Source organism: Pseudomonas sp. B34(2017) (assembly GCF_002112915.1).
GTDB classification, from domain to species: Bacteria; Pseudomonadota; Gammaproteobacteria; order Pseudomonadales; family Pseudomonadaceae; genus Aquipseudomonas; species Aquipseudomonas pharyngis.
On the sequence record NZ_NEJA01000002.1, the window covers coordinates 427010 to 439956 of the forward strand.

Consider the following 12947-nt stretch of genomic DNA (forward strand, 5'->3'; position numbering starts at 1 on the left):
AACTCCGATGAATTTTTCCCAATTCTTCATTTCACGGCCGATCTTCGCAGCGGTGCTGTCGCTGTTGATCCTGATCGCCGGTGCGATTTCGCTGTTCCAATTGCCGATCAGCGAATACCCGGAAGTCGTGCCACCGACCGTGGTGGTGCGTGCCAACTTCCCGGGCGCCAACCCAAAAGTCATCGGTGAAACCGTGGCGGCTCCACTGGAGCAAGCCATCACCGGCGTCGAGAACATGCTGTACATGTCCTCGCAATCCACCGCTGACGGCAAAATCACCCTGACCATCACCTTCGCCCTGGGCACTGACCTGGACAACGCGCAGGTGCAGGTGCAGAACCGCGTGACCCGGACCGAGCCGAAGCTTCCGGAAGAAGTGACGCGCATCGGTATCACCGTCGACAAGGCTTCGCCCGACCTGACCATGGTTGTGCACTTGACCTCGCCGGACAAACGCTACGACATGCTGTACCTGTCCAACTACGCGATTCTCAACATCAAGGATGAGCTCGCTCGCCTCGGTGGTGTCGGTGACGTGCAGTTGTTCGGTATGGGCGACTACTCGCTGCGTGTATGGCTCGACCCGAACAAGACCGCTTCGCGCAATCTGACCGCGACTGATGTGGTGACCGCCATTCGCGAACAGAACCGTCAGGTGGCCGCCGGTCAACTGGGCGCGCCCCCTGCCCCGACTGCGCAAAGCTTCCAGCTGTCGATCAACACTCAGGGCCGTCTGGTCTCCGAGGAAGAGTTCGAGAACATCGTTATTCGCGCCGGCGACAACGGTGAAATCACTCGCCTGAAGGACATCGCTCGCGTCGAACTGGGCTCCAGTCAGTACGCCCTGCGTTCGTTGCTGAACAACCAGCCAGCCGTAGCGATCCCGATCTTCCAGCGTCCGGGCTCCAACGCCATCGAAATCTCGAACGAAGTTCGCGGCAAGATGGAAGAGCTGAAGAAAAGCTTCCCGCAAGGCATGGACTACAGCATCGTCTATGACCCGACGATCTTCGTGCGCGGCTCCATCGAGGCGGTGGTTCACACCCTCTTCGAAGCACTGATTCTCGTGGTTCTGGTGGTGATCCTGTTCCTGCAGACCTGGCGCGCCTCGATCATTCCGTTGGTGGCGGTGCCGGTATCGTTGATCGGTACGTTTGCGGTGATGCACCTGTTCGGCTTCTCGCTCAACGCCCTGTCGCTGTTCGGCCTGGTACTGGCGATCGGTATCGTGGTGGACGACGCCATCGTGGTGGTTGAGAACGTCGAGCGGAACATTGAACTGGGGCTCAACCCCTTCGATGCGACCAAAAAGGCCATGGGTGAAGTGACCGGCCCGATCATTGCCACGGCGCTGGTGCTGTGCGCGGTGTTCGTACCCGCCGCGTTCATCTCGGGCCTGACCGGTCAGTTCTACAAGCAGTTTGCTTTGACCATCGCGATCTCTACGGTGATCTCGGCGTTCAACTCGCTGACGCTGTCGCCAGCACTGGCCGCCGTGTTGCTCAAGGGCCACGACGCGCCGAAAGACCGTTTCTCGCGAGTGCTGGACAAGATCTTCGGTGGCTGGCTGTTCCGTCCGTTCAACCGTTTCTTCGACCGCGCCAGTCACGGTTACGTCGGTACCGTGCGCCGGGTCATCCGTGGCAGCGGCATCGCCCTCTTCCTGTACGCAGGCCTGATGGTGCTGACCTTCTTCGGTTTCTCCAGCACCCCGACCGGTTTCGTACCGGGCCAGGACAAGCAATACCTGGTGGCCTTCGCGCAACTGCCGGACGCCGCGAGCCTGGACCGCACTGAAGACGTGATCAAGCGCATGTCCGACCTGGCACTGAAACAGCCAGGCGTGGAAAGCGCCGTAGCGTTCCCGGGCCTGTCGATCAACGGCTTCACCAACAGCCCGAACGCCGGCATCGTGTTCGTGACCCTGAAACCGTTCGACGAGCGTAAAGACCCGAGCATGTCCGCCGGTGCGATTGCCGGTGCCTTGAACGGCCAGTACGCGGGAATTCAGGAAGCCTACATGGCGATCTTCCCGCCACCGCCGGTACAAGGTCTGGGCACCATTGGTGGTTTCCGCCTGCAAATCGAAGACCGGGGCAACCTGGGTTACGAAGAGCTGTACAAGGAAACCATGAATATTATTGCCAAGAGCCATAACGTTCCGGAACTGGCCAACCTGTTCACCAGCTACACCGTGAACGTGCCGCAGGTCGATGCCGCCATCGACCGGGAAAAAGCCAAGACCCACGGCGTGGCCGTCAGCGACATCTTCGACACCCTGCAGATCTACCTGGGTTCGCTGTATGCCAACGACTTCAACCGCTTCGGTCGTACCTATCAGGTCAACGTTCAGGCAGAGCAGCAGTTCCGCCTCGAATCCGACCAGATCGGCCAGCTGAAAGTACGCAACAACAAAGGCGAGATGATCCCGCTGGCGACCTTCATCAAGGTCAGCGACACCTCGGGCCCGGATCGCGTGATGCACTACAACGGCTTCATCACCGCTGAAATCAACGGTGCCGCAGCCCCGGGCTACAGCTCCGGCCAGGCCGAAAAAGCCATCGAGAAACTGCTCAAGGATGAACTTCCGAACGGCATGACCTACGAGTGGACCGACCTGACCTACCAGCAGATTCTGTCCGGCAACACCGCGCTGTTCGTGTTCCCGCTCTGCGTATTGCTGGCGTTCCTGGTGCTCGCGGCGCAATACGAAAGCTGGAGCCTGCCACTGGCGGTGATCCTGATCGTACCGATGACCCTGCTGTCGGCCATCACCGGTGTGATCATCTCTGGCGGCGACAACAACATCTTCACCCAGATCGGCTTGATCGTACTGGTGGGACTTGCCTGTAAGAACGCGATTCTGATCGTCGAGTTCGCCAAGGATAAGCAGGAAGAAGGCCTCGATCCGCTGGCCGCCGTACTGGAAGCCTGCCGTCTGCGTCTGCGGCCGATCCTGATGACCTCGTTCGCGTTCATCATGGGTGTGGTGCCACTGGTTTTCTCCAGCGGTGCCGGTGCCGAGATGCGTCATGCCATGGGCGTGGCGGTGTTCTCCGGGATGCTCGGTGTGACCTTCTTCGGTCTGCTGCTGACCCCCGTGTTCTATGTGCTGATCCGCAACTTCGTGGAGCGCAGCGAAGCTCGCAAAGCGACCAAGGCGCAAAATCTTCAAAAGCCACTGGAGGCGCACCCATGAGTCTGAAAGTCTTCCTGCCGAGCCTGCTGGTGCTGGCCCTGAGTGCCTGCGCCGTCGGCCCTGACTACAAGACCCCGACGACGGAGGCGGCGAACATCACGTCCGCCACCGACGGCGCCGCCGGCCAGAAGAACTTCGACCGTTCGAAATTCGAAGGCATCTGGTGGCAGCAGTTCGACGATCCGACTCTCAACCAGTTGGTGACTCAATCACTGCAAGGCAACCGTGAACTGCGCGTGGCGTTCGCCCGCTGGAAAGCCGCCCGGGCGATCCGCGACGACGCCAGCAACGATGCAATGCCGACCATCACCAGCCGCGCCAGCAGCGATCTGGCCAAAGGTCAGATCCCGGGCCAGACCACCAATCGGGTCAACAGTGAACGCTATGACCTGGGCCTGGACATGGCCTGGGAACTGGACCTGTTCGGACGTATCCAGCGCAATCTGGAAGCCAGCGACGCCAACCAGCAAGCGGCCGAAGCCGATCTTTACCAACTGCAAGTCACCATGATTGCCGAACTGGTGGACGCTTACGGTCAACTGCGCGGTGCTCAACTGCGGGAAAAGATCGCGCTGGCGAACCTGAACAACCAGCAGGAGTCGCGCAAGATCACCATCAGCCTGCGTGACGCCGGCGTTGGCGATCAGCTCGATGTTGAACGGGCCGATGCGCGTCTGGCGTCGGTCGAAGCCAGCGTGCCGCAGCTGCAGGCAGAACAGGCTCGGCAGAAAAACCGCATCGCCACCCTGCTGGGTGAGCGTCCGGACAAGCTGACCGTCGACCTGAGTCCGAAAGACCTGCCGGCGATTGCGAAGGCCTTGCCGATCGGTGATCCGGGCGAACTGCTGCAGCGTCGTCCGGACATCCTCAGCGCCGAGCGCAGACTGGCTTCGGCCACGGCGCGTATCGGTGTAGCCAAGGCCGACCTGTTCCCACGGGTCAGTCTCAGCGGTTTCCTCGGCTGGACGGCCGGGCGTGGTTCGCAGATCGGTTCCTCGGCGGCCAACGCCTGGGCACTGGGCCCGAGCATCACCTGGGCGGCGTTCGACCTTGGCAGCGTGCGAGCCCGTTTGCGCGGCGCCGATGCCGATGCGGAAGGCGCACTGGCGACCTACGAACAGCAAGTATTGCTCGCGCTGGAAGAGTCGGAAAATGCCTTCAGTGATTACGGCAAACGTCAGCAACGTCTGATTTCGCTGATCCGTCAGAGCGAATCGAGCCGCAAGGCTGCCGACCTCGCCGAAATCCGCTACCGCGAAGGCACCACCGATTTCCTGGTGCTGCTCGACGCCCAGCGTGAACGCTTGAACGCCGAGGACAGCCAGGCCCAGGCCGAAGTGGATCTGTATCGCGGCATCGTCGCGATCTACAAGGCGCTCGGTGGCGGTTGGCAGCCAGAAACGGTGGCCAGCAAGTAATCGTTTTTTAAAGAGCTCCTTTGGTTGGCCGCAACCAACCAAATTTTTTGCCCCGCGTATCATTCGGTCGCGGGGCTTTTTTGTCTCTGTTTTTCATGATTTTCCAGCACCGTGACCGTCGCGGTGGTACCGGCTCTGAGTCGATCCTTGCCTGCGTAATCAGGGTCGATGCCGATCCGCACCGGCACCCGTTGCGCCAGTTTCACCCAGGTGTAGCTGGGGTTGATGTTGGCCAGCAATCGGCTGCCCGGCGCGTTTTCCCGATCAGCAATGGCGAAGGCGATGCTTTGCACGGTGCCGCCGAATTTCTCCCCGCTCATCAATTCGATCCGCACCCGGTCGCCCTCCTCGATCCGTGGCAGTTTGGTTTCCTCGAAATAGCCGCTGACATAAAAGGAGCCGCTGTCCACCAGTGCCAGCAGGGCGCTACCGGCCACCGCGTAATCCCCCTGACGGGTCAGCAGATTAGTGACATAACCGCTGACCGGCGCTTCGACTCGGGTACGTTGCAGATCCAGTTCGGCCTGGGTCAATGCAGCAATCGCCAGTTGCACGTTGGCTTCGGCGAGACCGAGATTGGCCTGATTGCGCAACAGATCGGCCTGGGCCACGGCCACGTCGGTACTGGACTTCTCCCACTCTTCCCCGGAAATCGCGAACCCTTGCTTGAGCGTACGTCGCCGGCGCTCTTCACTCTGGCGTTGTTTGAGCAACGCTTCGCTGGCGACGATGGCTGCTTGCGACTGCCCGAGCGTGGCCTTGGAGACCTCCACCGAGCGTTTCGCATGCTCGACCGCGAGGCTGTAACGAGCCGGGTCGATCTCCAGCAACAACTGGCCCTTGTCGACATGCTGGTTGTCCTGCACCGCCAGTGTGACGATGCGGCCCGAAACATCCGCCGAGAGTGTCACCACATCCGCCCTCACCCGCGCATCCCGAGTCCACGGGGCCCGGGTGTAATGTTCCCAGGCAAACCAGCCGAGCACGATGGCCAGCAGCACCACCGCCAATGTCGTCAATCGAGTGAGCAACGTCTTCAAGGTTTCAGGCTCCCATCAGCAGAATCAGTGCGGCGCACACACAGGCATAAAGGGCGCCTTCGAACAGCGCCTCATGCCAGACAAAACGCAGGACGCCGAGCCGGCGCAAACCCCAGTCGAGCAGCAGAAAAACCGGTATGGCCAGCAACAAGGCCTGAGCGATTGGCGGCAGGTAAACGCCGCCGATCTCGAAATCAATGGGCAAGGATGGGCTCTCCTTCAGATCGGTCGGGCTGCAAATGCTCGCCATGTCGTTCCAGAAACGACACCACGATCAACAGGGCCACGCGCATGCGAAATACCGACCACAAGTGCTCATGGGTGGCGACATGCAAGGCATCCAGCTCATCGCCGAGCGCATGCAGCGTAGCCAGTAAAGGTGTCAGGCGTACATCCGGTCGGCCGGCGACGAAACGGCCGGTCTGACGCAATGCCGTCGACAGCTGCCTATGCAAATCGTCCGTAAGCAGAGCATTGTTTTGCGCCTGTTGCCTGAGCTGGTGCATGGCCACGCCCAGCGCTACACAGGCGAGGCTGATTTCATACAGGCGCTGCATGTCCCGTTCGTTGGCGGCCGGCAACACGCCCAGCATCGAGGTCAGGCGATCAACCATTCGGCTTTCGAAGGCGAATTGCTGTTCATCGGTGGCCGGGCTCTTGGTCAGTTGGTAGACCTGCTCCCGCGCTTCGTTGTAAAAGCGCCGGATGCGCAGAGCCGGGCGGAACGGGAAAATCCAGGCATAAACAATCAGAGCCAGCATCGCCGCACTCACGTAGGCTCCGGCAAATTCGAACCATTGAATGGCGGTGTTCTGCCCGGTGCCGACGTTCTGCGGCCCGAGCATCAGGAAACTCGACAGCCCCAGGCCCATGCCGATACCGGTGGTGGCCGGGTTGGCCAGTCCGACCGCGATCACATACAGCAGAGGCGCGAGCAGCAAGGCCAGCATTTCGAAATCACTGATCGCCGGGACCAGCATGAATTGATAGAACGCCGACACCACCAAGGCCAGTCCCAGCCCTCGGGCGTAACTCTGCGCGGCGATCAACGGGCGCGGAAACGTCGCCATCAACGAACACAGAATCCCCACCAGAATCATCCCGCCCCGCGCGCCGTCCCACGCGGTTTCGATCCAGATCAGTCCGGCCACCAACAATGCGCTGAAGGCGCGGATGGCGTTCATCGTCGCGAGGGTGAAATCCAGGTGCAAGGGGCTGGACTGGCCACGGAACATGCAACTGGCCTCCCGCCCTTCCTGTATCGCATCGCTCAGTTCGAGAATCTGCTCCAGTTGCTGCAACAGCCGCGCCTGTTCCCAGCGCAATGCCCACGCCAGCGAGCGCAGGGTTGCACTCATGTCTTCCGTCAATTGTTCGGCCCTGTAGGCGAGCCCTTCGAACTGCTGTTGCAGCGCGACGAACTGGTGCCGCGCCTCGGCCGGCAATGAGCGCCCTTGCAGTGCGAGCTGGTCGAGCAGTGCCAGTTCTTCTGCACGCAATTGCTGGATTTCCAGCGGCAGGTCGCCCTCCCATCGCTCAGTGAGCAGCTCCCGCTGGTGACGCAGCGCGGTCAGGCGTGAGGTCAGCAGCATCAGTTGATTGCCCAGCAACAACACCAGATTGTTGGCGCTGCGCAGGCGTGGAGCATCGAAATACAAGTGCCGGCGCAGACCTTCGAGGGCGCTGATTTCCCCCAGCAGCTGCATTTGCCGGCGCTGAAAGTCCGCTTCGCTTTCTTCGGTGCGAAGCACAGCGGCGGCATGGGTGGCGGCGAGCTTGATCACCTGATCAACCTTCGCGAAATAGTTGCGTGATACCGCTTCGGGCCGCGCCGTCAACAGGCTGACCACGCATACGCACGCCACCGCCAGCAAGGTTTCGGTGACCCGGGTCACCGCCAGCAGAAAGGTGCCGTCCTGATCCGGAATCGCCAGCAGCGCCACCACCACGGCGGTGTACCCGCTAAGCACGAACGCCTGGGAACTTGTATAGCGCAATAACGTGCCGCCGGCAGTGCACAGGGCCAGCCAAAGCGCCAGGGTCGTGATGAACGGCAACGGCGCCTGGGGAAAGATAGCCATCAGCAGCACTGCCACCACCGCGCCAAGGGTTGTCCCGATGATTTGCCCGAAGCTGCGTGCCAGCGCCATCCCGGCCAGTGGCTGGCTGATGATCACTACGGCCATGATCGACCATTTCGGCTGGTCGAGATCGAACAGAAACGCCAGGTACAAGGTCAGCAATCCGGCGACAATGGTGCGCAAACCAAACAGCAGTACTGCCTGGCTGGGGTGGATGACTGCCTTGAAATAAATGAGCAGGGACTGCATGGATGGCCTCGTAGAAACAACTTCTGCAAGCGTAGACACTGCATGGAGAGGATGACGGCAAACAGGGTCGACACAAGCTGTAGGTCGATTCAACGCCTGTAGCAGGCCATATCGGGCAGAGGGTTTGACTCACGGCGCGAGCTGACAGAAGCTTGCGACCTCCGCTGCAAAACGAAAGTTTCGGAAATTCGCATGCCTCAGTCTCGCCGCTATTTGCTCATCAGCCTCGGCCTTGCGCTGGTCCTGATCGTCGCCTGGCTGTCTTTGCGCAGCACTGCGCCGGTTGTGCCGGAGGCGATCAAACACGGTTACAGCGAAGCGCTGGCCGCTGCTCGTGCCGGTCAACCGGGGGCTGCGCGGATGCTGTACCAGCAACTGGGGCGCCCGGATCTTTCAGTCAAACGGCGTGTCTGGCTGCACGCCGAGCTGCCCAACTACCCGAGCCCCCAGGCCCTGAAACTGGCGGATGCCGATCTGCAAAACGAATCGCCGGACGTTCGACTGGCCGCAATCAAAAGCGTGACGGGCCTGGTGCCTGGCGGTCAGCGCAGTTTGCTGTTGGGCCCGTTGCTCGACGATGAAGATCAAACCGTACGCTTCGCCGCAATCAACGCCCTGCTCGGCTTGTCTCCGGATCAACTGGGCCTGTATTTCGCCCCGCTCCAGCAAGGCATCGACGTGTGGGAGCAGGCGCTGAGGGCCCAGCCGGAAAGCGCTGCCAATTACGCTCAACTGGCGCGCCTTTATCTGCACAACGCTGAATTGAAACAGGCACAGCAAGCGCTGGAACAAACCCTGCGCCTCGACCCCGGCAACCTGCCGGCGCTGGTGATGCAGATCGAAGTGCTCGACCGTCAGGGCCAGAGCGACGCTGCCCGACAACTGCTCGCCCGACAACTGAAGGCCCAGCCCGACTCGGCTTATCTGCAACATGCCCTGGGCCTCTGGTTGCTGCACCACGACCAACGCGAGTACGCCCTGCTCGGTTTGTCCAAAGCCGTGGAACTCGAGCCCGACAACAAGGATTACCGCTACGACCTCGCCACCACCTTGCACAGCGCCGAAGAACTGGAAGCGGCACAAAAGCAGTTGCAGGAAATCGTCCAGCGTCACCCCGCCGATCGCAAGGCGCGGGTGCTTCTGATCAACTATTGGAAAGAAAGCGGTCAGTTGCAGAACGTGCAGATCCTGTTGGCTCAGCTCGAGCAGATGAACCCCGATGATCCCTCGTTGCAGCAAGGCCTCTAGCGGCCTTCTCCACACATCCCGCAAGAAAATCGGAACCGTCGTCACGGCAAAAGGTCAAGTAATCAGGCAGTGCCAAAACGGCGTCCGGCGCCCGCTGCCTCGTTTCCCCTAGTCATGAGAGGGCATTTTTTGTCTACATCGAACGCGTTGATCAGTGCAAAAGCCGCCACCGGCATCGAAGGGTTGGACGATATCCTGGCCGGTGGTTTGTCCCGCAGTCACGTTTTCTTGCTGGAGGGCGAGCCTGGAACCGGTAAAACCACAGTCGCGTTGCATTTCTTGCTGGCCGGCGCCCGAGCCGGCGAACGTTCGTTGTACATCACGCTGTCCGAAACCGAGCGAGAGTTGCGCCAGGGCGCAGCGTCCCACGGTTGGGAACTGAACGAAAATATCGAGATTTTCGAGCTGACGCCCCCGGAAAGCCTGCTTAACGCCGAGCATCATCAAAGCCTGCTCTATTCCTCTGATCTTGAACTGGGCGAGGCGACCAAACAGATTTTCGAAGTGGTCGAGCGCTTCAAACCCACCCGTGTGGTGCTCGACAGCCTCTCGGAAATCCGCCTGCTGGCGCAAAGCTCCCTGCGCTACCGTCGGCAGATTCTGGCGATCAAGCACTATTTCGTGCGTTACGACGCCACGGTATTGCTGCTGGATGACCTGACCACCGAATCCCTGGACAAAACCGTTCACAGTGTCGCTCACGGCGTGATTCGCCTCGAAGAATTGACCCCCAACTATGGCGCCGAGCGCCGTCGCGTGCGGGTTATCAAGTACCGAGGCCAGAAGTACCGTGGCGGCTTCCATGACTTCACCATCATGGGCGATGGCGTGCACGTCTTCCCGCGTCTGGTGGCGGCGGAGCATCGCGGCGATTACCCACGCCTGCAGCTGTCCAGCGGTATCAAGGAAATGGACGCTTTGCTGGGTGGCGGTATCGAGACCGGCTCCAGCACACTGATTCTGGGCCCGGCGGGCACCGGCAAATCGTTGATCACCATGATTTTCGCGGCAGCGGCCGTGGCGCGTGGTGAAAAGGCTGCGCTGTTCATTTTCGATGAAGAGCTGGGCTTGCTGTTCGAGCGCATGAACAACATCGGCATTGACCTCAAGGCTTTGCAGGCCACCGGCAATCTGCTGATCGAACAAGTGGACGCCGCCGAATTGTCCCCCGGCGAGTTCTCTCACCGGGTGCGACGCTGCGTCGATGAAGGTGACATCAAGACCGTGGTGATCGACAGCATCAACGGCTATCAGGCCGCGATGCCGGAAGAGAACGCGCTGGTACTGCACATGCACGAATTGCTGCTGTACCTGAACCGCAAGGGCGCCGCGACGTTCATGACCGTCGCTCAACACGGTCTGGTCGGCGACATGCAGGCCCCGGTCGACATCACTTATCTCGCCGACACTGTGATTTTGCTGCGCTATTTCGAAGCCCTCGGCAAGGTACGTCGCGCAGTTTCGATCATCAAGAAACGCACCGGCAGCCACGAATCGACCATCCGCGAATATCGCATTTCCAAACAAGGCATGACCATCGGTGAGCCGTTGGAAGCTTTCCAGGGCGTGCTGCGTGGCGTACCCACCTACCTCGGCGCGAGTAACCCGCTGCTTAAGGATGAAAACTTGTGACCGTCACCGTGCCGCTGTCGGAACGGGCGCTGATACTTGCACCCCAGGGTCGCGACAGCCAGGTTGCTCTGATGATCCTCAACGAGGCCGGATACGGTGGCCTGATCACTCCCGATCTGGCCACCCTGTGCAACGAATTGGAACCCGGCGCCGGGCTGCTGTTGATCGCCGTCGAGGCTCTGCATGGCCCGGAACTGGAATCCCTGCTGTTTTATCTGGAGCAACAACCTGCCTGGTCAGATCTGCCGATTGTGTTGTTGACCCATCACGGCGGATCCGGACAGGGCCCCTCTTCGCAGCTCAGCAAGTTACTGGGTAACGTGACGTTTCTTGAACGCCCCTTCCATCCGGTGACGCTGGTCAGCCTGATCTCCACCGCCCTGCGCGGTCGACGACGACAATACGAGGCCCGTGATCGCCTGATCGATCTGAGCAATAGCGAACGACGCCTGCAATCGACCCTGGAAACCCTCGAGCAACAAGTCGAGGAACGCACGGCGCAACTGCGGCACAACGAGGAAGCGCTACGTCAGTCGCAGAAAATGGAAGCGGTCGGTCAATTGACCGGCGGTATCGCCCACGACTTCAATAACATGCTGACCGGCATCATCGGCAGCCTCGAATTGATTCGCCGTCGACTGGCGCGTGGCCGCACGGAGGATCTCGACAGTCTCATCGACCTCGGCGTGACCTCCGCCAACCGCGCCGCCGGCCTGACTCACCGTCTATTGGCATTTTCCCGTCGCCAGTCACTGGACTCAAAAGCGGTGAAGATGAACGATCTGGTGCAATCGATGGGCGAACTGCTGCAACGCAGCCTCAACGAAAGCATTCAACTGGACATGCGCCTGCACGAACAATTGTGGGTAGCCGAGGCCGACCCCAATCAACTGGAAAGCGCCCTGCTCAACCTGGTTATCAATGCCCGCGACGCGATGCCCGACGGCGGCAATCTGGTAGTCGAGACGAGCAATCAGGTGCTGGGAAGCGATTTCACCGCCGCTTACAGCAACCTGAAGCCCGGCGATTACGTCCTATTGAGCGTGACCGACAATGGTTGCGGCATGCCCGAGAGCGTGATCAATCGCGCATTCGACCCATTTTTCACCACCAAGCCGATCGGCCAGGGCACCGGCTTGGGTCTGTCGATGATCTACGGTTTCAGCAAGCAATCCGGTGGCCACGTCTCGATCGACAGCAAAATCGACGAGGGCACCACCGTCAGACTTTATCTGCCGCGCTTCCAGGGCGAATCGTTGTCTCACGCGCCAACGCACACGGAGCAGGCGCCCGACGCCGTGGAAGGCGAAACCGTATTGATCGTCGAAGACGATCCGGCCGTGCGGGTGCTGGTCAGTGCAGTGTTGAGCGAACTGGGTTATGGATTTGTCGAGGCCAGCGATGCCGACAGTGCCGTGCCGATTCTGGATTCGGAGCAGCGTATCGATCTGCTGATCAGCGACGTCGGCCTGCCGGGCATGAACGGCCGGCAACTGGCGGAAATCGGCCGGCAATACCGGCCCGACCTGAAGGTTCTGTTCATTACCGGTTACGCTGAACACGCCGCTGTGCGCGGCGGGTTCCTTGATTCCGGGATGCAGATGATCACCAAGCCGTTCACCTTCGATCTGCTGACGGCGAAGGTGCGGGAGATGATCAAGAGCTGAGGCGGTTCACGCCTCAGGCCAGCAGTTCCTGAATCTTCTCCTGCAATACATCCAGATCGAACGGCTTTTCCAGGATCGGCGCCCGGCGGGTGATGGGGCTGCCGGTCTCGCGGATTTCCTGCGGATAGCCGCTGATGAAGATCACCTTCAGATCAGGGCGCAATTTGACGGCGGGTTCGGCGATCTGCACGCCCGAGATGCCTCCCGGCAAACGAAAATCAGTAATCAACATGTCCAGATGCGGCTTGCTCGCCAGAATCTCGAACGCCTGCTCGCCGTTCTCGGCCTGCAATACGCGATAGCCCTGCCCTGACAGATAGTCTGTCAGCACCATCAGGATCACCGGTTCGTCCTCGACGACGAGTACTACATCTTGTGCATCTACGCTCATGGGAAGCCTTTGTTCGGTCAAT

At 60.5% G+C, this 12947-nt stretch carries 9 protein-coding genes; 5 read left to right on the forward strand and 4 right to left on the reverse strand.

Going from position 1 to position 12947, the window contains the following annotated elements; genetic code table 11:
- Nucleotides 1-7 precede the first annotated feature (7 nt).
- Both CAF80_RS07380 and CAF80_RS07385 read left to right on the forward strand, forming a co-directional pair.
- Entirely contained in the window at nucleotides 8-3199 is a 3192-nt protein-coding gene (locus CAF80_RS07380) for an efflux RND transporter permease subunit (protein ID WP_074690653.1), read from the forward strand.
- A complete protein-coding gene (locus tag CAF80_RS07385) occupies nucleotides 3196-4617 on the forward strand; it encodes an efflux transporter outer membrane subunit (RefSeq protein ID WP_085667068.1) in 1422 nt (473 codons plus the stop codon). Before CAF80_RS07380 ends, CAF80_RS07385 begins: the two co-directional genes overlap by 4 nt.
- 59 nt (nucleotides 4618-4676) lie before the next feature.
- On the opposite strand, the gene CAF80_RS07390 is transcribed toward CAF80_RS07385, so the two are convergent.
- Genes CAF80_RS07390 through CAF80_RS07400 form a run of 3 tightly spaced genes read right to left on the reverse strand, consistent with a single transcriptional unit; the run spans nucleotide 4677 to nucleotide 7987 of the window.
- A complete protein-coding gene (locus CAF80_RS07390) occupies nucleotides 4677-5657 on the reverse strand; it encodes an HlyD family secretion protein (RefSeq protein ID WP_074690654.1) in 981 nt (326 codons plus the stop codon).
- A gap of 4 nt (nucleotides 5658-5661) precedes the next feature.
- The gene (locus CAF80_RS07395) at nucleotides 5662-5862 is read right to left on the reverse strand and encodes a DUF1656 domain-containing protein (protein ID WP_039768281.1); all 201 of its coding nucleotides are present in this window, start codon (nucleotides 5860-5862) and stop codon (nucleotides 5662-5664) included.
- On the reverse strand, nucleotides 5852-7987 hold the full coding sequence (locus CAF80_RS07400; RefSeq protein WP_074690655.1) for an FUSC family protein: 2136 nt from the start codon (nucleotides 7985-7987) through the stop codon (nucleotides 5852-5854). The genes CAF80_RS07395 and CAF80_RS07400 overlap by 11 nt, the downstream gene beginning before the upstream one ends.
- Before the next feature lie 192 nt (nucleotides 7988-8179).
- On the opposite strand from CAF80_RS07400, the gene CAF80_RS07405 reads away from it, so the two are divergent.
- The 3 genes from CAF80_RS07405 to CAF80_RS07415 all read left to right on the forward strand — a co-directional run bounded on the left by CAF80_RS07405 (nucleotide 8180) and on the right by CAF80_RS07415 (nucleotide 12534).
- Nucleotides 8180-9235: a tetratricopeptide repeat protein gene (locus CAF80_RS07405; RefSeq protein ID WP_039768276.1), complete on the forward strand. Its 1056-nt coding sequence runs from the start codon at nucleotides 8180-8182 to the stop codon at nucleotides 9233-9235.
- 129 nt (nucleotides 9236-9364) lie between these two features.
- Nucleotides 9365-10867 carry an ATPase domain-containing protein gene (locus CAF80_RS07410; protein ID WP_039768275.1) on the forward strand — a complete coding sequence of 501 codons (1503 nt, stop codon included), beginning with the start codon at nucleotides 9365-9367 and terminating at the stop codon, nucleotides 10865-10867.
- A complete protein-coding gene (locus CAF80_RS07415) occupies nucleotides 10864-12534 on the forward strand; it encodes an ATP-binding protein (protein ID WP_039768273.1) in 1671 nt (556 codons plus the stop codon). The genes CAF80_RS07410 and CAF80_RS07415 overlap by 4 nt, the downstream gene beginning before the upstream one ends.
- Nucleotides 12535-12547: 13 nt before the next feature.
- On the opposite strand, the gene CAF80_RS07420 is transcribed toward CAF80_RS07415, so the two are convergent.
- Nucleotides 12548-12925 (reverse strand): response regulator, encoded by a 378-nt coding sequence (locus CAF80_RS07420; protein WP_007954537.1) that lies wholly within the window; start codon nucleotides 12923-12925, stop codon nucleotides 12548-12550.
- Nucleotides 12926-12947 lie beyond the last annotated feature (22 nt).

Coding starts and splice junctions, on each gene's coding strand:
- CAF80_RS07380 (WP_074690653.1), top strand. CDS start 8: ATGAATTTTTCCCAATTCTTCATTTCACGGCCGATCTTCGCAGCGGTG.
- CAF80_RS07385 (WP_085667068.1), top strand. CDS start 3,196: ATGAGTCTGAAAGTCTTCCTGCCGAGCCTGCTGGTGCTGGCCCTGAGT.
- CAF80_RS07400 (WP_074690655.1), bottom strand. CDS start 7,987: ATGCAGTCCCTGCTCATTTATTTCAAGGCAGTCATCCACCCCAGCCAG.
- CAF80_RS07405 (WP_039768276.1), top strand. CDS start 8,180: ATGCCTCAGTCTCGCCGCTATTTGCTCATCAGCCTCGGCCTTGCGCTG.
- CAF80_RS07420 (WP_007954537.1), bottom strand. CDS start 12,925: ATGAGCGTAGATGCACAAGATGTAGTACTCGTCGTCGAGGACGAACCG.